A 24,017-nucleotide genomic window follows, 5' to 3' on the forward strand; every position below is an offset into this window, starting at 1 on the left:
CCGATAGAACCGCCGGCCGTTGGTCAAGACACGCGGTCTCGGTCAGGACCGCAGACGCCGCCAGCCAATCGCGATCCCGGTGACGGAGAACGCCAGTCCCAACGCACACAGTCCAACGATAAGGGCATCGCGCAGACGCGGATGCGCCAGCAGGACCGGAAAATCGAGCGTGTGGAGCGCGCTGTAGAACCAGCGGTAGGCCCGCCGCGAGGCATCCAGCCTTTGCAGCACACTGCCATCGGCACCGTCGATATCGAACCAGAGGTCGCCGCAGCGCAAGCGGTAGACGGGCGCACCGGGAATAGCCGATTGCGCGGGGTAGTCGTCGTTGCCAGCAAGAACGGACGGCGCGCCGCAGCCGGCGGCGAGGCGCGCCACCAGATTCTGGATCTCATGCACGTCCAGAAATTCCGTTGGTCCGTCGCGGGGCGCGTCCCCTGCCTTGATCAAGACCTGACGGTCGAGGCCCACCCGGTCGCGCCGGTAGACAGTGCCGTTGAAGGCAAACCATTCGATCTCCCGGGCCGAGGGCGATATCGGCTGCCGATCGAGCCATGGGGCAGCCGTCCAATCAGGCAACGCGTTCATCACGCCGGATTCGGCCGCGGTCAATTGTCCGCGCGAGAACAGCCGGCCGTGATCCATGGAGAGCCAGCCGCTGAGGCTCCATGTCAGCACGAACATTGTTGCCGTGAGGCCAATGACGTGGTGCAACGCGTGCCAGCCACGATAGGGCGAGGACATCCGGCGCCCTCGCAGCTGCACCCGCGCGATCCCGAGCACCGCACCAAGCATCGCCGCGATCAAGGCCAGCAAGGACAGCGTCCAGACGACGCGATCCCACAGCGACCAATTGCTTCTCAGGACCGTCGGGTAAATCCAGTGCAGCACACTGCCGGCCCAATTCCAGCCCCGCTCGCGCCGCCTCGTGTCCAGGACGATCTCGCCGGTGGACGACGAGACATAGACTTCCGTTCCGGCGGCATCGCCGAACGCCACACGAAACAGCGGCCGGTGGCGATCGAAGCCGTTCGGCACGCTCCACTGATCATGGTCCGAGAGCGCAACGACCGCGGCCCGCGCGGCATCGGGCCCGCGATTGCGCCCGTGCTCCCGCGCGATGGCAAGCGCGGTATCGGCAATCGCGACCGACGCATCCCCTCCGTCGGAGGCGCGGACCGCGCGCACGCGCGATGATCCCGACACGATGTAGACCGCTGCATCGCTCCGCTGGATCAGCCGGACGCGCACGGCGCCCGCGACCCCGCTCGCAGCGACCGCCTCCACAACCGGGATCCTCGCCGCTCCACGATCCACCGGCGCAAGGCCGGCAAACCGTTCCGCTTCCGTCAGCGACGGAAACGGAACGAAGTGCATCACGATCCCCGTCGCAAACCACATCGCGAACAGCAGGCAGAACGCGATCCCGAGCCAGCGATGCGTAACGACGATCGCGCTCATCATCCGTTCAGCGCCCTACCATTTGAACGCGGCCGAGAGCTCATAGGTGCGCGGCGCACCGAGGAGGATCTGGTCGGGATAGAACGGATCGCCCCAGATCGCATAGCGCTTATCAGTGATGTTGCGCACGCGGAAGGTCAGGCGGGCCTGGTCGACCGCATTGAACACCGTCTTGGGGATATCGACGAAGGCGTAGACGTCGGCGACGGTATACGCCTTCATCGTCACGACATTGGCATCGGTGTTGTAGCGGTCGCCGACATGGCGGCCGGTGATGCCGAGCTCCACCGGCCAGGGCGTGAAGAAGCGCCAGGATGCACCCGCATTCGCCACGATGCGCGGCACGTTCGGCGGCGTATTGCCGGAGAACGAGCCGCCGACGAAATTGTAGTCGGCATAGCGGGCGTCGACATAGGCGATGTTGCCCCACAGACGCAGTGGATCGATCGGACGGACCGAAGCGGCGAGCTCGACGCCCTTCGACTCCTGTCGCCCGGCGATGTTGAGCGCCATGCCGCCGGCCGCGGCATAGACGTTCTTGCGCACGATGTCGTAGGCCGAGAAAGACCACTCCGCCCTGTTGTCCCAGAACAGGTGCTTGACGCCGGTCTCGTAGGTACGCGAGGTCGTCAGGTCGAGCGGCTGGGTCGGCGACAACAGGAAGCTGGTGTTCGCGGAGACGTCGGCGCCGGTCGCGTACTGGCTGAAGAAAGTCAGGCCGGGCACGGCCTCCCAAGTGTAACCGATGCGGCCCGTCACCGGCGCCCAGTCTTTCGTGAACGGGAAGCCCGCGTTCACCAGGCCGGCGGCATCCGTCGAGTTGCGATCGAGCCCGATGTGCTCGACGCGCAGGCCGCCGATCAGCGCGAAGGTCCGCGTCAGCTTCAGCCGGTCCTCGAACGACAGCGCCTCGTTGTCGATACGCGCGGTCTGCTGCTTGGTCGTGAGCAGACCGTAGAAGCCGCGGTTGGGATCGACCAGCGAGACATAATCGTTCGGGAAGTTTGCCGCGCCCGGCCTGACGAAATCGAGATAGCTCGACGACAGCGTCGTGACCAGCCGGTTGTCGAAGCCTGCGATATTCGTGTCCCAGATCAAATCGGTGATGTTGCCGACGAGGCGCTGGCTGTGCGCGACATAGAAGCGCTCGCGATACACCTGGTTGTTGGTGGAATCGAACGCTTCGACCTCGTTGTTGAACCAGCTGCGCTCGGCGCCGTAACCATAGGCCTGGCTCTTCAGCGTCAGGTCCGGCGCCAGCTTCAGCTCGAAACCGCCGCGCAGCCACACCTCCTGCGCGACGTTGCGGTTGTCGAGGACGTTGTAGTTGGTATTGAAGGTGCGGTCGTCGATCGTGACAGCCCCAAGATCAGTCCTGTTGAAGTAGTTGCCGGAGACGATCCCCGTCGTCGCGTGCGATCCACTGAAAGCGATCGGCACCAGCGGCGCGCCCCAATAGGCTTTCGAGCGATCCTCGCGATACTCGATCGCGCCCCAGATCTTGAGACTGTCCGAGATGCGATAGTTGAGCTGGCCCGACACATCGAGCATCTTAGTATTGGTGTCGTCAGCAAAGCCGTTGAGCGCCGAACGGCTGATGTCGAAGCGGTAGTCGAGGCCCTGCACATTGGTGCTGCCGCCCGAGCCGTAATGCGCGCGGAACGAGCTGAGCGAATCCCAGGAGAAATCAGCTTCGTTCCGGATCGCTCCCGTGTGCGGCTGCTTGGTCACAAAATTGATCGCCCCGCCGGCGGCGCCCTCGCCCGAGATCAGCGATGCCGGGCCCTTCAGGAATTCCACGGCTTCCAGATTGGCGGTGTCCATGATCCGCGAGGTCATGTTCTGCGGACCGATCTTGATGCCGTTGTAGAGCGTGTTGATCTGGCTGTTGGTGAAACCGCGCATCGAGAAGGCGGAAGGCTCGGCCGGATTATCGCCGGAGGTGACGCCGACCGCCCCCTGCGCCACGTCGGACACGGTGCGATAACCCTGCTCGCGCATGGTCTCCGCGGAGATCACCTCGACGGTCGCGGGCGTCTCGCGCACCGTCAGGCCGAGCCGCGAGGCGCTTTCGGCCACGGCATTGCTGTTGAGCGGCGTCGGGGGTGCCGCAGTCGGCACGGCAGGCTTCGGCATCGCTGCTGCGGTCGCCGGCCTGCGCGCTGCTGCGCGGCGCGTGCTCTGCGCCTCCCGGCCGGCAGGCTTGGCCTGCTTGCGGGATTGGGCCGGCGACACCTCGACCGGCGGCAGGGGCTCTCGGGCCTGCTGCGCCAGCGCAGCGGGCGGATCGAGAGCGGCAAAGGATGTGAGTGCCGCGGAGGCGAGCAGGAATTTTCGCGGTCGTACGATACGGATGGAAGACACGGTTTCGGGCCTCGGTATGACGTCAGTGGCACGTCACAGCGAACGAGGTCTCACCTTTTGGCCCTTCAGCCGTCCGATGAAGCCGAATGTCTGTACTCCCCGACCGACATCTTCGCGTGTGACCACGGCTGACGGCAGGTCTCCTGGCTCGCGGGTCATCACCACTTCGTCGCCTTCCCGGGACCGAGGACCCAGTGGCTTCTGACGAAGGATTATCCGCTCACAGTTGCGGGGGCAGCCACGGCGTTGGGGACAATGTCCCCGCACCGTATTCCCTTTTCATCCCCTCTCGGGGAAACCGTCGCGAGCATCTAGGATTACCATCACAACAGAGTCAATGTGCCAGTTGCGGCGTTATGGCCACAACGACCAACTTCCTTGGAGATGAGCATGGAAGGCGAGACCTTCCTCTGGTTGATACGGCACGCGCCCGTCGCGGGCGTCACAGGTACGATCCACGCGTCCGACGCGCCGGCCGATCTCAGCGATCGCGCGCAACTGGACGCTGTGCGACGGCACCTGCCACCGGATGCCGCCGGCTATGCCAGCCCGTCGCGGCGTACGGTCGAGACGGCGCGCGCGCTGGGCCTCGAACCGGAGCCCGTCAGTGAATTCCGCGAGCAGGATTTTGGTGACTGGACCGGCCATCGCCATGACGAACTCGAGGCGACCCGCGGTGAGGCCTATGCGCAGTTCTGGAGCGATCCAGCTGGCGGACGACCGCCGGGCGGCGAGAGCTTTGCGGATCAGGTCGCGCGTGTCCGGCAGGGCCTGTCGCGGATCGCAGCCGGATCGGCCACGCTCGTCGTGCATTCCGGCACCATCCGCGCCGCACTCTGCATCGCGCTGGACCTGACGCCGCAGGCGGCCTTGCGCTTCGTGGTCGATCCGCTGTCGCTGACCCGGATCGATCGCCTCCTGAGCGGCTGGCGCGTCGTCTCCGTCAATCAGCGGATCAGCTAGGACGATCCGGCACATTGGCCTGCGCAAACGTCGCCATGCCATTGTGGAGGCTGCAGGCGAGGCGCACCAGCGGCAGCGCGATGGCGGCGCCCGATCCCTCGCCGAGCCGGAGATCGAGGCTGATCAACGGCTGCACGTTCAGCGCGCGCAGCACCAGCCGATGCCCTTGCTCCGCCGATTGATGCGACGGCAGCAGGAACGGCTGGCACGACGGATTGAGACGTGCCGCCGCCAGCGCCGCCACCGATACGATGAAGCCATCGATCAATACAGGGATGCGGCGCTGCGCGGCCGCGATGATCGCACCTGAGATCGCCGCGATCTCCAGGCCGCCAACGGCGCATAGGATTTTTTCCGGCGAAGCGCCGCCAACGCCGTGACGCGCGATCGCAGCATCAATCACACGGGCCTTGTGCGCGCGCCCCGCCGCATCGATCCCGGTGCCGCTCCCCGCAATCTCTTCGGCGCTGATGCCGAGCAGGCCCGCCGCGATTGCCGCCGAGGTCGTGGTGTTGCCGATCCCCATCTCGCCGAAGATCAGGAGATCAGGATGATGGGCCGCCGCGCGCGCAACCGCGTGCTGGCCGGCCTCGAAGGCAAACCCCAGCTCGGCGGGTGCGAGAGCGGCTTCGACGCTGAAATCGCGCGTGCCGTGGCGCGGCTTGTCGGTGACGATTCCTGCCATCTCGTCCTGCGCCAGCGTGCCGGCGTCGACCACCTCCAGGCTCGAGCCAAGCTCGCGCGCCAGCACCGAGATCGCGGCGCCGCCGGCGGCGAAATTCGCCATCATCGCGATAGTCACGGCTTGCGGATAGGCCGATACGCCCTGCGCGACGATGCCGTGGTCGCCGGCGAAGATGATGATCGGCACCCGTGCCGCACGCGGCTGTTCGGTCGCCTGCAGGCCCGCAAGCTCGATTGCGAGCTGCTCGAGCCGGCCGAGCGCGCCGGTCGGTTTTGTCAGTTGCGCCTGCCGAGCGATCGCCGCCTCGCGATGGGCCGCGGAGACATCGGGGCAGTTCTGGGTGACCCATTCGGGGAGCATGCTGCCTCGCTTAACGTGCGCGCTTGAGAATGTAGCTGTCCATGATCCAGCCGTGCCGCTCGCGCGCTTCCTGCCGCGCCGCGACGATGCGCGGGCCAACCTCCGCGAGCACGCCGGACATGACGATCTGGTCGGGCATGCCGAGATAGGCGCCCCACCAGATCTGCAAGCCCGGATCGAGCGATTGAAACGCCGTGCCGCCGTCGAGCATCACCACCACGGTATCGACACCCTGCGGCCAGCTGCCTTCGCGCAAGCGCCGCCCCGTCGTGACCAGAAAGGGCTCGCCGATATCGTTGAGCGGCAGCGCATGGGCCGCGCAAAGCGCCTGGATCGAGGTAATGCCGGGCACGACCTCGATCGTCGGCAACGGATTGAGCCGTCGTGCAATGCGCAGCGAGGAGTCATAGAGCGAGGGATCGCCCCAGATCAGCAGCGCAACCTTGCCTTCGCCTTCGAGATGGTTTGCGATCGCTTTCGACCAGGTCGCGGCAACCGCATCGTGCCAATCATCCACGCCCTTGCGATAGTCAGCTTCACCAGCGTCGCGCACGGGAAGATCGAATTCGGCAATGATTGTCTTGTCGCTGGTGAGCACGTCCGCACAGATCATCCGCCTGAGATCGGCGAGATCGGACTTCGCCGTCCCCTTGCGCGGGATCAGGACGAGATCGGCGGCATTGATCGCATGAACAGCCGCGCGCGTGAGCTGGTCGGGATCGCCGCAACCGATGCCTATCAGGGAGAGCGTGAGCATCGCGAACGCGACGGGCGGCCCTGCTGGCCGCCCGTTCGCTTGTCTCTCAGGCCGCGTTGTGCAGGCGCGGGGTGACGAGGCCGGGCGCGGTGACGCCGCGCAGCGACTTCGCCAGTGCCAGCACCGCGAGATCGGCGAGCGGCTCGATCACGATGACGAGCGCATAGGACGCCGCGAACGTCGCGATGTTGGCGAGGTTGCTCATCGCAAAGCCCGAGCCATAGAGCGCCCAGAACGCCACCCAGGCGATCACGCCGGCCTGGTAGGTCGTCGAGAGCGCCAACGCCTGCCGATACTTCAAATCGACATAGGCGGTGTTGCGCGAGATGATCCGTGTGGCGATCGCCTGGATCGCGAACAGCGGCACCAGCAGCGTGGTGACGTTCATGCCGTATTGCGGGATGTCGGCCGGCTCGAAGAACACGCCCTGGAGCAGCAGACCGAAGGCAAGGCCGAACGCCGCCGGCGCCGCGCCGAACAGCAGGAACAGTGTCGAGCCGAGAATGAAGTGCACCTCGGAGACGCCGACCGGGAAGTGCGGCAGGATCTCGAAGAAAGTGAAGACGAGGACTGTGGTGGCCAGCGTCCGCGCCGCGAACGACGTGATGCCCTGCTCACGCACGGTCTCGACCGCGAGCTTCAGCGCAACGCCGCCTGCGGAGATGCCGGTTGCGTAACTCAACACGAGCTTGGCGCCCGTCACGACCCCGGGTTCGATATGCATGGCTCAGTTCCTTCCTGCCGTCACACCCGACGGCCTTGGCCTCAAAACGTGCAGGGCCGGTCTCCTGGCTCGCGGTTCCCCGGGATTTCCGGCCTTCCCGGACCTTGCGGCCCAGTGGCTGATCGGAGTCCCTCACCGCTTACAGTCGCGGGGGCGGCTGGGGTTTTGGGCGCCGCAACTGGGTCCGCCCACCCCCATTCCCGATTATGCTCCGGCGCTTTGCGCCGCGTCGAGCACCATGCCTCTCTTGTGTGCCCCTTTCGCTGAGCCTGCGTCAAGGGGCGAACGGCGGCCAAGGCCGTCATGTGGGATAATCCCCCGCCAGCGCCCCAAACAGGATCACGGCGGCCGTCGAGGCGGCCCCGCCGCGCGCAAGCTGCTCGGCAAGCTCGGCGATGGTGGTGCGGACCAGCCGTTCGTCGGGGCGTCCGAGGGATTCGGCGAACAGCGCGGGGGAATCCGCAGCGAGCCCGTGCGCGATCAACTTTGCGGCAAGCGCCGGAAAGGTGCGCCGGCCCATATAGACCACGGTCGTCGCTTCAGGGTCGGCCAGCGCCGCCCAGTTCAGGTTGGGCGGCAACTCGCCGGTGACATCGGCACCGGTGACGAATTGCACCCGGCGCGATGTATGGCGCCGGGTCAGGGGGATGCCGGCTTGCGCCGCGGCAACGCAGGCCGAGGTGACGCCGGGAACGATCTCGTAGCCGATGCCGGCCTCACGCAGCGTCTCTAGCTCCTCCTCGAGCCGGCCGAAAATGCCGGCGTCGCCCGACTTGAGCCGCACCACGCGCGCGCCTGTTGCGGCATAGTCGACCAACAGGCGGTTGACGTGGTGCTGCTTGGTCGAGGGACGCCCTGCCCGTTTCCCCACCGCGACGAGATTGGCGCCTGGCCGGGCGAGATCGAGGATCGCGCCGGAGGCAAGATCGTCATAGAGCACGACGTCGGCTGCGCGCAGCCGCGCGGCGCCCTTGAGCGTGAGAAGCTCGGGGTCGCCGGGCCCGGCGGAGATGAAGGAGACGAATCCGCTCACCGGTCCTCCGCGATCAGATGAAAGAAGGTGCCGGTGGCGTGGCCGCGCTGCGAGCCGGTTTCGGCGATGACCGCGCCGGTCGCGTCATGCACGACGGCCAGCGGTGTATCAGGCTGGGCAAGAATGGTCGAATAGTGGAATTCGTGGCCGCGCAGGCGTGCGCCGGAGCGATGTCCCGGCATCGGCGCGGCGAGTGCGGCCAGACGATAACCGAGATGCATGCGGCGCTTGGCAAAGCTCGTCTCGAGGCCAAGCAGTCCCGTCATCTCGTGGCGGACACCGTCCGCGTCAGTCAGAGCGGTTCCCAGCACCATATAGCCACCGCATTCGCCGTGCACCGGCCGCGTTTCGGCAAAGGCGCGCAGGCCGCTGCGAAAACGCGCATTGGCCGCGATCTTGCCGGCATGCAGCTCGGGATAACCGCCGGGCAGCCAGCACACATCGGCGCTCGCGTCAGGCGCTTCATCGGAGAGCGGCGAGAATGTCGAGATCTCCGCGCCCGCCGCGCGCCAGGCCTCCAGCATATGCGGATAGACGAAGGAGAACGCCGTATCGCGGGCGAGCGCGATGCGCTGGCCCGGTGGCGTCACGTTCAGCCCCTTCGCGGCAGGTTGCGGCGACCAGCTGGCGGCCGATCGCAGCACCGCATCGAGATCGACATGCTCGGCGACGAAGCGCGCGGCCTCGTCGATCAGCTTGCCGATCTCGCCCTGCTCTTCGGCCTGCACCAGGCCGAGATGCCGCTTCGGCAGGCTGATCTCGGCATGACGCGGCAGCGCGCCGAACACGGCGATGCCGGAATCGTGGAGCGCACGCCGCACGAGGTCTTCATGGCGCGGGCTGGCGACGCGGTTGAGCACGACGCCGGCAAGCCGCACGCCGGGGCGATAATCGCGAAGGCCTGCGGCGATCGCCGCCGCGGTCTGCGCCTGGCCGGAGGGATCAATCACCAACAGCACTGGCCAGCCCAGCATCTCCGCAATGTCGGCGGTGGCACCGGTGCCGGAGACACCGCGCGCGGCGACGCCGTCGAACAGGCCCATCGAGCCCTCGGCGAGCACGACATCGGCATCCGCACCGCGGCTGACGAGATGCGAGATCGCCACGCGATCCATCGCCCAGCTGTCGACGTTGACGGAAGCGCGGCCCGTGGCGGCGGCGTGGAAGGCGGGATCGATGTAATCGGGACCGCTCTTGAAGCACTGCACGTTCAATCCGCGATTGCGCCAGGCGCGCGCGAGCGCCAGCGTCAGCGTGGTCTTGCCGACGCCGGAAGCCGGCGCGGAGATGACGAAGCCTGCCGCCATCACGAGGCCTCCGGAAAGCGTGGCTCGGCACCGACAGGCCGATAGCGACGATCGTAGTCGGCGGCATAGAGGCGGCTCTCGTCGAAATCCGCAGCGCCAAGCGTTCTGCCGACCAGAATGATCGCGGTGCGTTCCATCTCGGTGCCGACGGCAGCATCGAGCGTAGCAAGCGTGGCGCGGACGATGCGCTGGTCCGGCCAGCTCGCGCGCCAGACGATGGCGACCGGGCAATCCGCGTCATAATGCGGCGCGAGCTCGGCGACGACCTTGTCGAGCAGATGGATCGACAGATGGATCGCAAGCACCGCACCGGTCGTGGCGAATGCGGCGAGCTTCTCGCGCTCGGGCATCGCACTGGCGCGGCCGGGCGTGCGCGTCAGCACCACCGTCTGGGCGAGACCGGGCAGCGTCAGCTCAGCCTCCAGAGCGGCGGCGGCGGCGGAGAAGGACGGCACGCCAGGCGTCACGGTGAAAGGGATACCGAGTGCGCGCAGGCGGCGGAGCTGCTCGCCCATCGCCGACCAGATCGAGAGATCGCCGGAATGCAGGCGAGCGATGTCCTTGCCTTCGGCATGCGCGGCGGCGATCTCCGCGATGATCTCGTCGAGCGATAGCGGCGCGGTATTGACGATGCGCGCGCCGGGCGGGCAATGCGCCAGCACGCCTTCGGGGACCAGTGAGCCCGCATAGAGGCAGACCGGACAGGCCGCGATCAGGTCGCGGCCGCGCAACGTCAGCAAATCGGGCGCGCCCGGCCCTGCCCCGATGAAATGCACCGTCATGCGCCGTCTCCTTCCGCGATCGCGGCGGTCGCGGTGCGATCCTGCGAGACAACGCGTGTCGAGATCAGCCGTGCACGCGGCCCCGCCGCAGCGAGAGCTGCGGCTTCGGCAACCGATCCGATGCCGAACTTCTCCATCACGAGTTTGGACTGGGTCGGCGTGGCTATCCTGGCCAACATGTCGGCCGGAACAGCCTTGATCGGCAAGCCGCACTCAAGCGCGAGCTGCTTCAACGGCTCCGCGTCGGCCTTGTCGCTGACAGTTGCCATCGCAGTGAGGCCTTCGGGATCACCCGCAGCCAGCAGCGCTTCGCGCAGCGAAGCGAGAGTGACATCTCTCCTGAACCCAAACCCGGCCACCTTCATCGGACCGTACTCCACTGCACCACCGGCCGTGCCGCCTCCCAGGACCGGTAACGGCCGAGCGGGCCAGCATAAGCGATGTCGACCCGCATCAGCTCGCCACCGTGGCGCTGGTGCAGATCGCCGAGCAACGCTTCCGTCTCCAATGTGACCGAATGTGCAACCAGCCGTGTGCCCGGTGCAAGCCGCGACCAGATCGCATCGAACATCGCGATGTCGAGGCCGCCGCCGATGAAGACCGCATCCGGTGCTTCGAGTGCAGCAACAGCTTCAGGCGCCCTCCCCGTGACGACGGTTATCCGGTGCGAAAGTCCAAACGCCGCTGCATTGCTGCGGATGTTTGCGACGCGATCCTCGCGCGGCTCGATTGCGGTCGCCGTCCCGCCGCACAGCGCCCACTCGACCGAGATCGACCCCGAACCGGCGCCGATATCCCACAGCCGTTCGCCCGGACGCGGCGCCAGCGCCGAAAGCGCGAGCGCACGCACCGGCCGCTTGGTGATCTGGCCGTCATGGACGAACAGATCGTCAGGACGCCCCGAGGCGTGGGGCATACCATGCGTGCCCTTCGCCTCAACGGCGACGGTGATCAGGTTTCCAGCGGGATCACCGGCGAAACCGTCGGCGCGATGTTCTTGGATGCTATCGCGCGGACCACCGAGTGCGGCGAGCGTCCAGAAGGCCGAGGCTCCCCATCCACGCTCGCTCAACCATTTTGCGAGATCGCTTGCCGCTTTCCCATCGCGCACGAGGCAGATGATGCGCGCCCCTCGCGCCAGATGCGGAACGAGACGTTCGAACGGTGCGGCGTGAAGCCCGAGGCAGACGGCGGATTCGAGCCGCCAGCCCAGCCGTGCGGCCGCAAGCGAGAAGGTCGACGGAGCGGAATGCGCGGTCCACTCGCCGGTCTGCAGCTTCTCGGCGAGACCAGCACCTGCGCCATGCCAGAACGGATCGCCGGAAGCGAGCACCACTGTCGGCCGGCCGCGGCTGCTCAGAACGACGTCGGCGTCGAACGGCACCGGCCACGGACGGCCGCGGCTGCCGACGCCGGCAAGCGCGAGATGCCGTGCACCACCAAAGACAGTTTCGGCCTCGTTGAGCGCCTTTCGGCTTGCCTCGGATAGCCCGGCAAGGCCATCTTCGCCGATACCGATGATGGTCAGCCAGGGATCAGCCAAGGAATCAGCCATGACGCGCGCCCTCATTCTGGGCGGAACTGCCGATGCGAGCCAGCTCGCGGCGGCGATCGCGCGCGCAGACATCGAGGCCATCTATTCCTATGGCGGCCGCACCCGCGCGCCTGCCGATCAGCCGCTGCCGACCCGCATCGGCGGCTTCGGCGGCGTGAGCGGACTGGCCGATTACATCCGCCGCGAAGGCATCACGCACGTGATCGACGCGACGCATCCTTTCGCCGCGGAGATGAGCCGCAATGCGGTCGAGGCGTGCGCGGAAACCGATACGCCGCTGGTTGCGCTGGAGCGCGCGCCTTGGGCCAGGACGCAAGGCGACAACTGGATCGAGGTCGACGACGTCAACGCGGCCGTCGCAGAGCTGCCCGAGACGCCCGCGCGCGTCTTTCTCGCCATTGGCCGCCAGCACATCGCGCCATTCGCGAGCAAACCTCAGCACGCCTACACGCTGCGCTTCGTCGATCCGCCCGAGGCGCCCCTGCCCTTCGCAGCCGACGTAATCGTGTCGCGCGGACCTTTCACGCTCGACGCCGAACTGAAGATGATGCGCGCGCGCGGCATCACCTGGATCGTCGCCCGAAACTCCGGCGGCGACGGCGCGCGCGCCAAGATCGACGCAGCGCGCGTGATCGGCCTTCCCGTGGTCATGATCTCGCGACCAAAACTGCCCGAGCGTCCGCGGGTCGAAAGCGTCACTGACGTGATGCAGTGGCTCGGTCATTCTACCCGCCTCGGCGCATAGACCCAGCGGCCGACGCGGCGCGTCTGCGAATTGCCGACGATCACCAGCGTGCGCATATCGGCCATCTCGGGCCGGGCTTCGTGCAGCGTGACAGTTTCGATCCTCTCGTCAGCTGTGCTGACCGCGCGCGCAAAAATCACGAGGCGCTCGCCGCAACCGGCGTCCTTCAGCACCGCGAGCGCGCGGCCAAATCCTTCGGGCCGACTTGCGGAGCGCGGATTGTACATCGCAATCGAAAAATCAGCTTCGGCGGCAAGCCGCAGGCGCTTCTCGATGGCTGCCCACGGCTTGAGATTGTCGGAGAGATTGATGGCGCAGAAATCATGGCCGAGCGGCGCGCCCGCGCGCGCGGCAGCTGCCAGCATCGCCGTGATGCCAGGCAGCACGCGAATCGAAAGATCCCGCCATTGCGGCGCCTGTTCAAGCGCCTCGAACACGGCAGAGGCCATCGCGAAGACGCCGGGATCGCCCGAGGACACGACAACGACCTGCCCGCCTTCGGACGCAAGCCGCAGCGCTTCGCTCGCGCGCTGCAGCTCCTCGCGGTTATCCGAGGGATGCAGCTTAAGCCCGGCACGCGGCGGCACGCGCGTGACATAGGGTGCGTAACCCAGAATGTCGGTTGCGGCGGCCAGCGCGGCCGTGACCTCGGGCGTTACCAGCGCATCGCTGCCCGGCCCCAGGCCCGCGATGGTCAACGTGCCCGTCATTCTGCGGCGTCCAGTTGCCGGCCCTTGCCGTGCACCAGCACGATCGCGAAATAGGGACAGTCCGCGCCGTCAATGTCGGCGAGCCGCACCACGCGCTCGCCCGCCATGGTGCCGCGCTCGACCAGCCAGGCATCGTCGAGCCGGCCGGCGGAGCTGAGCGCACGGCGCACCTTTGCGAGATTGCGCCCGGTCTTCATGACGACAACCGCATCGGAATCGCGCATGCGCCGCTCGAGCTCGTCCTCGGCCAGCGTTCCCATCAGCACGGTCGTCACGTCATCGCCGAGCGCGATCGGCTGCCCGACGCCGTTCCAGCAACCGACCATGCCGGGAATGCCCGCGATCACCTCGATCTCGACGCGGCCTTGCAGGCGCGTGTGCAGATGCATGAAGGAGCCGTAGAAATAAGGGTCGCCCTCGCAGAGCACGACGACGTCCACCGCGCGCGAAAGCCGCGCCAGACGCTCCGCCCACTCGTCGTAGAAGCCCGCCAGCAGCTGCACGTACTCGGCGCTGTCGAAGGCGATCTCGGTGGTGACCGGATATTCCATGGGATATTCGGTGACATCGGCCGCCAGCATGCCCTCGACGATGCGCCGCGCCTGACCCGGCCGGCCCTTCTTGCGGAAGTAGGCGACGTGGCTTGCGGCGCGCACGGTGCGATTGGCGCGCACGCTCATCAGATCAGGATCGCCAGGGCCGAGACCGCAGCAGATGATGCGCCCCATCGCTATTCGCTCCGGCTCGCCAAGGCGTTCACGGCGGCAACCGTGATAGCGGAGCCGCCGAGGCGGCCCTCGACGGTCAACGCCGGCACTGGCGGATCGGCCATCAGCGCCGCCTTGGATTCGGCTGCACCGACGAAGCCGACCGGGCAGCCGATGATTGCGGCCGGCCGTGGGCAATCGCGGTTCTCCAGCATGTTGAGCAGATGAAACAGCGCGGTCGGCGCATTGCCGATCGCAACGATCGCACCATCGAGATGCGGCCGCCACAGCTCCAGCGCCGCGGCCGAACGCGTGTTGCGCATGGATTGCGCCAGCGCTGGAACGGCCTCGTCGCCGAGCGTGCAGATGACGGCATTGGCTGCCGGCAACCTCGCGCGCGTAATCCCTTCAGAGACCATGCGCGCATCGCACAGGATCGGCGCGCCTCGTTGCAGGGCGGCGCGCGCAGCGGTCGCCATGCCCTGCGTGAAGCGGATATGCGCCTCCAGGCCGACCATGCCGGCGGCATGGATCATCCGCACCACGATTTGTTCTTCGTCCGGCGTGAAGCGGGCAAGATCGGCCTCGGCGCGGATGGTCGCAAAGGACTGCCGGTAGATCGCCGCGCCGTCAGTCTCGTAAGTGTGCGGCATCAGTTCCCTCCCACCAGAATGGAGGGATCGCTGACGATGTCCGCGCCGTTCAGGCCGCGCAGCACCGGCTCGTCGCGGATCGAGCCGTCACGGACGAGATCGAAGCCGGCGCGGGTCGCCACCAGCGTGACCGCGGCCGCGCCGGAATGGGCACAGCCCTTGCCGCAGCCGGAGACGTGGAGCCGCGTATCGGCGGCAATGCGCGGGGCGAGCGCTGCTGCGAGCGCACGCGTATCGGCATGGGCTTCGCGGCAGCGCGGCGCGCCGCTGCAGGCGATGACGCGCAGCGCGGGATCAAAGGGCTCGGTGATCAGGCCCGGCGCGCTCGGCATCTCGCGCTTGCCTTCGCTCAGCACCATCCGCCAGGGCGTCATGCGCAGCGCATGTCCACAACCGGCGAACTGATGCAGCGTCGTGTGCAGCATCTGCCCGAACGCGACGCCGACCATCGCGCCTTGCGGATAGTGCCCGGGACGCGAGGCGGCCATCACGGGCGCGGGCTCGATCTCGCCGCGCAGCGATTGAGGCAATGCCGCGCCGGACGCGATGTGGGCCGCCATGCGCCCTCGCCCGCCCGTCGCGCCGCCGGAGACCAGGAACCAGCTTGCGAGCGCGAGCGCCGTGCTCACGGCCTCCCCGCGTGCGACGGAGCGGCCGAGCTTTGCGCCATCGGCCCGCACCACGAGACGGCCTGTGCGATCGCGCTCGATGCGAATGTCGGCGGAATCGCCGGCGAGCACGCGCGAGGTCCCGTCATCGATGGCGAAGCCGAACTTCGTTGGAAGCGCGAGCGCATTATCCTCGAGCGCTTCTTCCAGCTCGGCGGCGAGCGATTGAGTCGCGTCGCCAGCGCGCCAGAACGGCGTAACGAGGATGTTGCGACGGGCTTCCGTAGCCGGATCGGGATCGAGCAGCGCCAATCGTGCAAGGCCGTCGATCAACGGCCGATGGCCAACTTCACTGACGCCCCTGATCTGCAGATTGGCGCGGCTCGTCACGTCGATCAGACCATTGCCGTGTTGCCCGGCGAGCTCGGCAAGTCCGGAAATTTGCGGTGCTTCCAGCCGTCCACCGAACGGACGCACGCGCACCACGAGCCCGTCGCCCGAGAGCATCGGGCGCAGCGCGCCGGGACACCAGCCCTTGACCGTGGCCGCGCTCATGAGGCCTCCCGCAGCGCCGCGGCGATCGAATTGCGGCGCGTTTGCCAAAGCGCCGCATCGTGCAGGCGCACAAAACAGGTTTCCATCGCGGCGAGCGCGGACGGATTCTCACGCGCCATGAAAGCGCGGACGTCATCATTGCCGAGCGTTGCATCGTAGTAGAGATCGAACAGATGCGGCGGCACGGCGCCGGCGAGATGCGCGAAAGCGGCCATGTGCTCCAGCGTCGCGGTGATTTCGGCGGCGCCGCGAAAGCCGTGACGCATCATGCCGGCGATCCAGGCCGGATTCGCGGCACGCGCACGGACGACACGCGCGATTTCCTCGGTCAGGGTGCGCGCATGCGGCTGCTCGGGACGCGTCGTGTCGAGATGATAGAGCGCTGGCCCTGCCGCGCCGAGATGCGCGGCCGCGGCCGCAACGCCGGCTTCATGCGCGGCATAGTCGGCCGCGAGCAGCAGATCTGTCTCCGGCAAGTCCTGGACATGGACAAAGCCATCGGCCGCAGCGAGGCGCTGTTCGATGCCGGCGCGATTCGGCTGCATCTCGCCGTCGGCCGAGAACGCCCAGGACGATGCCGCCAGCCAGGCTTCACCGGCTGCCTCGCGGGTCTCCGGCGTGAAGGCATCGGGGATCGCGGATAGGCCCACGCCGTATTGTCCGGGACGCGGCGCGAACACGCGGGAGGCGCGGTGGCGGTACGGATTCTCATCGCCCTCGTCCTCGCGCGCCGCAAGCGCTTCGGAGGCGGCCTCGAACAATTGCGCAAGGCCTGAGAAGACGTCGCGGAACAGGCCGGACACGCGCAGCGTGACGTCGATGCGGGGACGGCCGAGCTCGGCCGGCGCGACGATGTCGTAGCCGGTGACGCGGCCGGAGGCGTGATCCCAGCGCGGCGCAAGGCCGGCCAGATGCAGCGCCATCGCGAACTCTTCGCCCGCGGTGCGCATCGTTGCCGAACCCCAGAGATCGACGACGAGCCCCTTCGGCCAGTCGCCGTGATCCTGCAGATGGCGGCGCAGCAGCTCTTCGGCGAGTTTTATCCCCTGCGCATGTGCCGACGGCGTCGGCACGGCGCGCGGATCGACCGCAAAGAGATTGCGCCCGGTCGGCAGCACGTCCTGACGGCCGCGATAGGGCGAGCCCGACGGTCCCGGCGCAACGCGCTGGCCGGCAAGCGCGGCGCGCAGCGCTCCGCGCTCCGCCTCACCGCAGGCGCCGCGGCCGAATACGTGCAGGCCGTCCCCGAATTGGCTTTCCTTGAGATCGCAGACGAAGCGATCAATCCGCGGAATGGCTTCGGCGGGCGCGGCCGAGGCATCCAAACCGAGATCGTCTTCGAGGCCTGCCACGCGCGCCTCGTCGCGGATCGCGGCAATCAGCCGTTGGCGGCGCGCGGGATCGAGACCATCAGCGGTCGAATATTCGTCGAGAAGTCGTTCGAGCCGGCGCAGGGCCTCCGGCACCGAGGATGTTTCCAGCGGCGGCGGCAAATGGCCGATGGTGACGGCGCCAATGCGCCGTTTCGCCTGCGCGGCCTCGCCGGGATCGTTGACGATGAAGGGATAGATGATCGGGAGATCGCCGATCAGGGCTTCCGGCCAGCAGTGCGATGACAGCGCCACGGATTTTCCGGGTAGCCATTCCAGCGTGCCATGTGCGCCCATATGCACGACGGCATCGCAGGCCTGCTGCCGGAGCCAGAGATAGAACGCGACATAGGCGTGGCGCGGCGTGCGGGCGAGATCGTGATAATCGATATCGCGCGTGGTCGCATCGCCGCGTTCCGGCTGAACCGCGATGATCGACTTGCCGCAAGCGACGGCCGCGAATTGAAACGCGCCGTCCTGGCAGCTCGGATCATCCTCCGGCACGCCCCAGGCTTGCGCGAGATCATCCTGCAAGACTTGCGGCAGGCGCGAAAGCGCCGCGCGGTAATCGGCAACGTCCCAGGTCAGTTGCCGCTTGAGCAGCGTCTCGCCAAGGGTGTGGACCGGCGCAACATCGAAGCCGGCCTCCGCGAGATCCGACACCAGCGCCTCGACCGAAGCCAGCGCATCGAGACCGACCGCATGCGCGATCTGATGCGGCCGGCCCGGATAATTCGAGAGCACGATCGCAATGCGCTTCTCGGCCGCTGGCTTCTCCGCGAGGCCCCGCCAAGCCGCGACGCGCGCGGCGACGGCCGTCACGCGCTCCTCGTCGGGCCGGTGCGCCAGATGCGAGAATTGCAGATCGGGGTCACGCATCCCCGCCGATTTGAAGCTCACCACGCCCGCGAACAGGCGGCCATCGACCTCGGGCAGCACCACATGCATCGCAAGATCGCCGGGCGACAGGCCGCGCAGCGACTCCACCCAGTCCTCGCGCCGCGCGGTGGAGAGCGCGACCTGAAACACCGGACAGGATGCGGCGTCAAATGGTGTCGTGCCGTCGTCGCCCATGGCCGAGAACGCCGTCGCATTGACGATCGCCGCCGGAGGATTTTGCGCAAGATGCGCGCGCAGCCAATCCGCAACGCCCGCAGCCTTCAGCGACGTGACGAACGCGCCACAAGTGTCAAATCCCTTCTGACGCAACGTCGCGATCAGGGCATCGACCGGGCCGGTGTCGGCAGCGGTGAGATAGGAGCGATAGAACGTCACCAGCGCGCGCGGCCTGCCCTCGCCGCCCACCGGCGCAGCAATGACACCACGCGCGGGATCGTAGAACCCCATCTCGGGCACGGTCGTCTCGCCGATAACTGGCCCGGCATAGAGGCCCGAGGCCAGCGCGAGCTGTGCAATCGCGGCCTGCGCCGCGACCGGGCCGCCGGTGTCGCAGAGCACCTTGAGCCGGCGCAGCGTCGAGACCGGCAAGGTCGAGTATGCATCGAGCCGCGTGTCGTCACGGCCATCGGCCGGCAGCACGGCCAGCACAATGCCACGGTCCTTCGCGAGCTGTTGCAGGGCCGCAAGCCCATATGGCCAGTAGGACTCCCCGCCGATCAGCCGCACCAGAATGCCGCGCGCCTTCGACAGCGTGCGCTCGATATAGGTGTCGACCGACAGCGGATGACGCAGCTCAGCAAGGTTCGCGAGCCGCAGCGTCGGCAGGTTCTCGCGACCACGCCGCCAGCCGGCTGCGAACGCCGCGAGATCCGAATCCGAATACGAGAGCACCACGAGATCGGCCGGGTCCTGGCCGATATCCCTTGGCGTCGCAGTCTCCTCCAGACCGCGGCTCTCGCGGAAGACGACGTGCATCAGATACCTAGTCCTGCCTTGATGGCGGCCTCGTCGATATCGCCGTGCTCGCCGATCACGACGAGCTTCGACCGCCTGTGACCGGCGCCCCACGGCTTGTCGAACTGGTGGCGCACGCGCTCGCCGACGGCCTGCAGCAGCAGCCGCATCGGCTTGCCCGCGACCGCGATGTAACCCTTGGCCCGCAGCACGTTCTGCTCGCGTGCCAGCTTCTGGACGGATGCGACCAGCGCATCGACGTCGGCGACTTCAGGAAGGTCGACCACGACGGAGGCGAAGTCATCGTGCTCGTGCTCCTCCTCGCCGTCATGATGCGAGGGGCGCGCAGCGAGATCGTTCTCGGCGGCGGCGCCGAGACCGAGGATGACGCGCGCATCGATCGCGCCGTCGGTCACGGGGAGCATCGGCACGCGGCGCGGCATCTCGGCAATAATCGCCGCCTTGGCCGCTTCAAGCCCCGCCGCGCCCGCAAGATCGGCCTTGGTCAGCAGCACGATATCGGCGCAGGCGATCTGATCCTCGAACACCTCCGACAGCGGCGTCTCGTGATCGAGATTTTGGTCTGCCGCCCGCTGCGCTTCGACGGCATCAGGATCCGGTGCAAAGCGGCCGGCGGCGACAGCCTCGGCATCCGCGAGCGCGATCACGCCGTCGACGGTGATGCGCGAGCGGATCTCCGGCCAGTCGAATGCCTTCAGCAGGGGCTTGGGCAGCGCCAGGCCCGAGGTCTCGATCAGGATGTGATCGGGGCGCACGGGCCGCGCCAGCAGTTTCTCCATGGTCGGAATGAAATCGTCCGCGACCGTGCAGCAGATGCAGCCATTGGCGAGCTCGACGATATTCTCCTCCGGGCAATTGGCGTCGGCGCAGGATTTCAATATCTCGCCGTCGACGCCCTCGCTGCCGAATTCGTTGACGAGCACCGCGAGCTTCTTGCCGCCGGCATTGCTGAGCAGATGCTGGATCAGCGTCGTCTTGCCGGAGCCGAGAAAACCGGTGACCACCGTCACAGGGACTTTTGCGAGCGAGTTCATTCGGCGGCCTCCGGCACGACGGCAATGGGGGGAATGCGGGCAAGCGATTGCTTGCGGAATATTTCCGGCCGGCTGCGCCAGGGCACGAGACCATCCGGCGCCGCCGCATAGGCCGCCGCCCCCGCGATCACATCCTGCGCATTCGCATCCGACAGGCGGCCATAGACATACGACCAGCGGCCGGGCGCGCTGAGCGCGACCGAGCAGCCCTGATTGCAGGCCGACAGGCATTCGACGGGAACCACATTGACGCCCTCGGGCACGCCGGCGTCGAGGATCGCCCCATGCAGGCGCTTGCCGGGCGTCGCCTCGCCCTCGCCAGGCGTCTCGCCGGCACGGCAGGTGATGCAGACGTGAAGTGTGACGGTCATCGCCTCTTCCAGATAACAGCGGGAGGCGATGAGGCACACGGACCATTCTTCAGAAGGCCCGTTTCCCCGTCGCGGAACACCCCGTCCGCCGGTCCAAAACTCGTCCGCGCTGGCAGGTCTCCCGGCTTGCGGAGCAGGGTTTTCCCCTTCGATCCCCGCCTTCCCGATTCCCGCGGGAATCAGTGGCTTCGGGCATCTCTCCGGTCACGGTCGCGGGGGCGGCTGCATTTTGGACCCAAATCTTGCCGATTCGGACCCTATCGCATTCCCTCTTCGCCTGTCATAGGACAGGAACCAACGCCGGGCCACCATTTGCCGGTGGCCGCCACTTGTCAAGCCGAAGGACCGGGACCGATGACGCCTGAACCGGATACAAAAACGGCCGAGGAAACCGACGCCCGCCACGCCACGAAAATGGCGAAGAAGAAGGCCGCCCGCGACAAGATCATGGCGACCAAGAGCGGCGAAAAGGGCCTCATCATCGTCCACACCGGCGCCGGCAAGGGCAAGTCCTCCTCGGCCTTCGGCATGATCGTCCGCTGCGTCGCCCATGGCTTCCCCTGTGCGGTCGTGCAGTTCATCAAGGGCGCCTGGGATACCGGCGAGCGACGCCTGCTCACCGGCCATTTCGGCGACCTCTGCCAGTTCCACGCCATGGGCGAAGGTTTTACCTGGGAGACGCAGGACCGCGCCCGCGACATCGCCGCCGCGCGCGCCGGCTGGGAGAAGGCCAAGGAGCTGATCCTCGATGAGAGCTTGCGCATGGTCGTGCTCGACGAGATCAACATCGCGCTGCGCTACGACTATCTCGACATCGCCGAGGTCGTCGAGTTTCTGACCACCTCGAAGCCGCCGATGACGCATGTCGTCCTCACCGGGCGCAACGCCAAGGACGAGCTGATCGAGATCGCCGATCTCGTCACCGAGATGACGCTGGTCAAGCATCCCTTCCGCTCCGGCATCAAGGCGCAGGCCGGCGTCGAGTTCTGAGTTCGATGGCGCGCGCATTGATGATCCAGGGGGCCGGCTCGGACGTGGGCAAGTCGCTCATCGTCGCAGGCCTTGCGCGTGCCTTCACGCGGCGCGGCCTGCGCGTGCTGCCGTTCAAGCCGCAGAACATGTCGAACAACGCCGCCGTCACCATCGATGGCGGCGAGATCGGCCGCGCCCAGGCGCTGCAGGCGCTGGCAGCAGGCGTCGAACCGCACACCGACATGAACCCCGTGCTGCTCAAGCCCGAGACCGATGTCGGCGCGCAGGTGATCGTCCACGGAAAGCGCATCGCGACTGCGCGCGCGCGTGACTACGCCGCGATGAAGCCCTCGCTGATGGGCGCGGTGCTGGAGAGCTTTGAGCGGCTGAAGGCACGCGCCGATCTAGTGCTGGTGGAAGGCGCCGGCAGTCCGGCCGAGGTGAATTTGCGTAAGGCCGACATCGCCAATATGGGTTTTGCGCGCAAGGCCGACGTGCCGGTCGTGCTGATCGGCGACATCGACCGCGGCGGCGTCATCGCCCAGCTCGTCGGCATCAAGACGGTGATCGACCCCGACGATGCCGCGATAATCCGGGGTTTTGTCATCAACAAGTTCCGCGGCGATCCCACCCTGTTCGACGACGGCTACAGGCTGATCGAACAAAGAACGGCATGGCGCGGCTTCGGCGTGCTGCCCTGGTTCGCCCGCGCTGGCGAGCTGCCGGCCGAGGATGCGCTGGGCCTCAGTGACGCGCGCAAGCCGGGCCAGTGCAAGATCGCCTGCCTGGCGCTGTCGCGGATCGCCAATTTCGACGATCTCGATCCACTCAAGCTCGAGCCGGGCGTCGATCTCGTGATGGTACGCCCCGGCGAAGCCATCCCCGGCGATGTTCGTCTCGTCATCATTCCCGGCTCGAAGTCGACCCGCGGCGATCTCGCCTTCCTGCGCGCGCAAGGCTGGGACATCGATCTGCTCGCGCATCACCGCAGGGGTGGCCATGTGCTCGGCCTCTGCGGCGGCTATCAGATGCTCGGGCGCAGCGTTGCGGACCCAGAGGGGATTGAAGGTCCCGCAGGCGACACGGCGGGGCTCGGGCTGCTGGATGTGGACACGGTGATGAGTCCGCAGAAGACGCTGACGCGGGTTACGGCTGTGCATGCCGCCACGGATCAGCCGATCGAGGCGTACGAAATCCACATCGGCCGTACCGATGGGCCCGATCGTGCGCGCCCGTTTGCGACACTGAACGGCGAGACCGAAGGCGCGATCTCGCGCGATGGCCGCGTGCAGGGCAGCTACCTGCACGGCCTGTTCACGTCGGATGATTTCCGCAAGGCGTACCTCGCAAAGCTCGACATTCCCGCTGGCAACGAGCCCTACCACGCCCGGGTCGAGAGTGCGCTCGATGCGCTCGCCGACCACATCGAAAAGCATCTCGACGTCGAAGGTCTGCTTGCGCTAGCGCGCTAGCACCTCGGCAAGGCGCATCCATTCGGCTTCGCTGCCGGGAAGCCCGAGCCGAAGCCATGTCGGCTTTTGCGCGAAGACGCGCGACCAGATCTGGCTTTGTGCCAGTCTGTCTTGCGCGGCGAGCGCGTCGGGTGTCTCGTAGAGACGGAACAGCGGCGTCCCCCCAAGTAGCATCCAGCCTTGCGCTTGCGCTATGGCATCGAGGCGAACACAGTCCCGGGCAAGTCGCGCTGACGTGGTCTCAGCCCAGGCGTCGTCGCGCAGCGCGCGACAGCCGATCGCGATCGCCGCTCCCGAAACCGGCCATGGACCCGACATCGACGCAAGCTTGCCAATGTCGGCGGCATTGCCGATCGCGAAGCCGAGCCGCAGGCCGGCAAGGCCATAGAACTTTCCGAACGAGCGCAGGATCAGCAGTCCCGGTCGATCGGCTTCCGATGCAAGCGACAGCTGCGAAACGGCGTCGACGAAGCTCTCGTCGATGACGAGGCGGCCGACGCGCGGCAGCAGTGCGAGCAGATCCTTTGGTGCACGATGCTGTCCGCCGGGGTTGTTGGGATTGACGATCACCGCAAGATCCGCGCCCGCCAGCGCGTCGAGTTCCCTGACCTCCTGGACATCCCAGCCTGCGGCCGACAGAACCCCTGCGTATTCATTGTACGTCGGTCCGAGGATGCGGGCGCGGCCGGTTCGTAACAGCCGCGGCAGCAATTGAATGGCAGCCTGCGCGCCGCCCATCGCAACGATCGGTGCGCTGGTGCGATAGGCATGCTGCGCCGCCTGATGCAGGGCGTTGATGTCGGATTGCGAGGGCAGCGCATTCCAATAGTGCGCATCGATCTCGCCGACGGGATAAGGCAGCCGGTTGATCCCTGTCGACAGATCGATCCAGTCTTCCGCGCGTCCGCCGAAACGCTGCTGTGCCAGATCCAGATTTCCACCGTGCTCGCGCAT

22 protein-coding genes and 3 riboswitches are annotated in these 24,017 nt (G+C 67.1%); of the genes, 4 read left to right on the forward strand and 18 right to left on the reverse strand.

The window, feature by feature from the left end; translation table 11 throughout:
- Nucleotides 1-42: 42 nt before the first annotated feature.
- Complete coding sequence (locus tag XI03_RS39955; protein WP_271595198.1) at nucleotides 43-1,464, reverse strand: PepSY domain-containing protein; 1,422 nt, start codon at nucleotides 1,462-1,464, stop codon at nucleotides 43-45.
- A gap of 12 nt (nucleotides 1,465-1,476) precedes the next feature.
- Nucleotides 1,477-3,825 (reverse strand): TonB-dependent receptor, encoded by a 2,349-nt coding sequence (locus XI03_RS39960; RefSeq protein ID WP_271595199.1) that lies wholly within the window; start codon nucleotides 3,823-3,825, stop codon nucleotides 1,477-1,479.
- 116 nt (nucleotides 3,826-3,941) lie between these two features.
- Nucleotides 3,942-4,143, reverse strand: a riboswitch (cobalamin riboswitch).
- Between the two features lie 72 nt (nucleotides 4,144-4,215).
- Between XI03_RS39960 and XI03_RS39965 the strand changes: the two genes are divergently transcribed.
- On the forward strand, nucleotides 4,216-4,788 hold the full coding sequence (locus tag XI03_RS39965; protein WP_271595200.1) for a histidine phosphatase family protein: 573 nt from the start codon (nucleotides 4,216-4,218) through the stop codon (nucleotides 4,786-4,788).
- Here XI03_RS39965 and cobT read toward each other — a convergent pair.
- The 8 genes from cobT to cbiT all read right to left on the reverse strand — a co-directional run bounded on the left by cobT (nucleotide 4,781) and on the right by cbiT (nucleotide 11,979).
- On the reverse strand, nucleotides 4,781-5,833 hold the full coding sequence (gene cobT, locus XI03_RS39970; RefSeq protein ID WP_271595201.1) for a nicotinate-nucleotide--dimethylbenzimidazole phosphoribosyltransferase: 1,053 nt from the start codon (nucleotides 5,831-5,833) through the stop codon (nucleotides 4,781-4,783). The genes XI03_RS39965 and cobT overlap by 8 nt on opposite strands.
- Nucleotides 5,834-5,843: 10 nt before the next feature.
- Nucleotides 5,844-6,590 (reverse strand): precorrin-6A synthase (deacetylating), encoded by a 747-nt coding sequence (gene cobF / locus XI03_RS39975; protein ID WP_271595202.1) that lies wholly within the window; start codon nucleotides 6,588-6,590, stop codon nucleotides 5,844-5,846.
- A 46-nt stretch (nucleotides 6,591-6,636) separates the two neighbouring features.
- Nucleotides 6,637-7,314 carry an energy-coupling factor ABC transporter permease gene (locus XI03_RS39980; protein ID WP_271595203.1) on the reverse strand — a complete coding sequence of 226 codons (678 nt, stop codon included), beginning with the start codon at nucleotides 7,312-7,314 and terminating at the stop codon, nucleotides 6,637-6,639.
- Nucleotides 7,315-7,351: 37 nt separating this feature from the next.
- Nucleotides 7,352-7,570: riboswitch (cobalamin riboswitch) on the reverse strand.
- Between the two features lie 45 nt (nucleotides 7,571-7,615).
- Nucleotides 7,616-8,347, reverse strand: a complete 732-nt coding sequence (gene cobA / locus XI03_RS39985) for a uroporphyrinogen-III C-methyltransferase (protein ID WP_271595204.1) — start codon at nucleotides 8,345-8,347, stop codon at nucleotides 7,616-7,618.
- On the reverse strand, nucleotides 8,344-9,654 hold the full coding sequence (locus tag XI03_RS39990) for a cobyrinate a,c-diamide synthase (protein WP_271595205.1): 1,311 nt from the start codon (nucleotides 9,652-9,654) through the stop codon (nucleotides 8,344-8,346). Before XI03_RS39990 ends, cobA begins: the two co-directional genes overlap by 4 nt.
- Nucleotides 9,654-10,436 (reverse strand): precorrin-4 C(11)-methyltransferase, encoded by a 783-nt coding sequence (gene cobM / locus XI03_RS39995; RefSeq protein WP_271595206.1) that lies wholly within the window; start codon nucleotides 10,434-10,436, stop codon nucleotides 9,654-9,656. The genes XI03_RS39990 and cobM overlap by 1 nt, the downstream gene beginning before the upstream one ends.
- A complete protein-coding gene (locus tag XI03_RS40000) occupies nucleotides 10,433-10,801 on the reverse strand; it encodes a cobalamin biosynthesis protein (protein ID WP_152103213.1) in 369 nt (122 codons plus the stop codon). The genes cobM and XI03_RS40000 overlap by 4 nt, the downstream gene beginning before the upstream one ends.
- A complete protein-coding gene (cbiT, locus tag XI03_RS40005) occupies nucleotides 10,798-11,979 on the reverse strand; it encodes a precorrin-6Y C5,15-methyltransferase (decarboxylating) subunit CbiT (RefSeq protein WP_271595240.1) in 1,182 nt (393 codons plus the stop codon). The genes XI03_RS40000 and cbiT overlap by 4 nt, the downstream gene beginning before the upstream one ends.
- Before the next feature lie 10 nt (nucleotides 11,980-11,989).
- On the opposite strand from cbiT, the gene XI03_RS40010 reads away from it, so the two are divergent.
- Nucleotides 11,990-12,736 carry a cobalt-precorrin-6A reductase gene (locus tag XI03_RS40010; RefSeq protein ID WP_271595207.1) on the forward strand — a complete coding sequence of 249 codons (747 nt, stop codon included), beginning with the start codon at nucleotides 11,990-11,992 and terminating at the stop codon, nucleotides 12,734-12,736.
- On the opposite strand, the gene cobJ is transcribed toward XI03_RS40010, so the two are convergent.
- The 7 genes from cobJ to XI03_RS40045 are packed head-to-tail and all read right to left on the reverse strand — an operon-like array spanning nucleotide 12,712 to nucleotide 20,619.
- Nucleotides 12,712-13,446, reverse strand: a complete 735-nt coding sequence (gene cobJ, locus XI03_RS40015; protein WP_271595208.1) for a precorrin-3B C(17)-methyltransferase — start codon at nucleotides 13,444-13,446, stop codon at nucleotides 12,712-12,714. The genes XI03_RS40010 and cobJ overlap by 25 nt on opposite strands.
- Nucleotides 13,443-14,174 (reverse strand): precorrin-2 C(20)-methyltransferase, encoded by a 732-nt coding sequence (locus tag XI03_RS40020; RefSeq protein ID WP_212429407.1) that lies wholly within the window; start codon nucleotides 14,172-14,174, stop codon nucleotides 13,443-13,445. The genes cobJ and XI03_RS40020 overlap by 4 nt, the downstream gene beginning before the upstream one ends.
- Nucleotides 14,175-14,176: 2 nt before the next feature.
- Complete coding sequence (locus tag XI03_RS40025; RefSeq protein ID WP_271595209.1) at nucleotides 14,177-14,806, reverse strand: precorrin-8X methylmutase; 630 nt, start codon at nucleotides 14,804-14,806, stop codon at nucleotides 14,177-14,179.
- Nucleotides 14,806-15,969 carry a precorrin-3B synthase gene (gene cobG / locus XI03_RS40030; RefSeq protein WP_271595210.1) on the reverse strand — a complete coding sequence of 388 codons (1,164 nt, stop codon included), beginning with the start codon at nucleotides 15,967-15,969 and terminating at the stop codon, nucleotides 14,806-14,808. The genes XI03_RS40025 and cobG overlap by 1 nt, the downstream gene beginning before the upstream one ends.
- Nucleotides 15,966-19,214, reverse strand: a complete 3,249-nt coding sequence (cobN, locus tag XI03_RS40035; RefSeq protein WP_271595211.1) for a cobaltochelatase subunit CobN — start codon at nucleotides 19,212-19,214, stop codon at nucleotides 15,966-15,968. The genes cobG and cobN overlap by 4 nt, the downstream gene beginning before the upstream one ends.
- The gene (gene cobW / locus XI03_RS40040) at nucleotides 19,214-20,248 is read right to left on the reverse strand and encodes a cobalamin biosynthesis protein CobW (protein WP_097668709.1); all 1,035 of its coding nucleotides are present in this window, start codon (nucleotides 20,246-20,248) and stop codon (nucleotides 19,214-19,216) included. The genes cobN and cobW overlap by 1 nt, the downstream gene beginning before the upstream one ends.
- A complete protein-coding gene (locus XI03_RS40045) occupies nucleotides 20,245-20,619 on the reverse strand; it encodes a DUF1636 domain-containing protein (RefSeq protein ID WP_271595212.1) in 375 nt (124 codons plus the stop codon). The genes cobW and XI03_RS40045 overlap by 4 nt, the downstream gene beginning before the upstream one ends.
- A 94-nt stretch (nucleotides 20,620-20,713) precedes the next feature.
- Nucleotides 20,714-20,933: riboswitch (cobalamin riboswitch) on the reverse strand.
- A 40-nt stretch (nucleotides 20,934-20,973) separates the two neighbouring features.
- Here XI03_RS40045 and cobO point away from each other — a divergent pair.
- Together cobO and XI03_RS40055 are read left to right on the forward strand one after the other, a co-directional pair.
- The gene (cobO, locus tag XI03_RS40050) at nucleotides 20,974-21,609 is read left to right on the forward strand and encodes a cob(I)yrinic acid a,c-diamide adenosyltransferase (RefSeq protein ID WP_028142439.1); all 636 of its coding nucleotides are present in this window, start codon (nucleotides 20,974-20,976) and stop codon (nucleotides 21,607-21,609) included.
- A 5-nt stretch (nucleotides 21,610-21,614) separates the two neighbouring features.
- Nucleotides 21,615-23,063, forward strand: coding sequence for a cobyric acid synthase (locus XI03_RS40055; RefSeq protein WP_271595213.1), 1,449 nt, complete (start codon nucleotides 21,615-21,617; stop codon nucleotides 23,061-23,063).
- On the opposite strand, the gene cobD is transcribed toward XI03_RS40055, so the two are convergent.
- Entirely contained in the window at nucleotides 23,052-24,017 is a 966-nt protein-coding gene (gene cobD, locus XI03_RS40060; RefSeq protein WP_161966553.1) for a threonine-phosphate decarboxylase CobD, read from the reverse strand. The genes XI03_RS40055 and cobD overlap by 12 nt on opposite strands.

It is taken from the genome of Bradyrhizobium sp. CCBAU 65884 (assembly GCF_028128835.1).
GTDB lineage: Bacteria > Pseudomonadota > Alphaproteobacteria > Rhizobiales > Xanthobacteraceae > Bradyrhizobium > Bradyrhizobium ottawaense.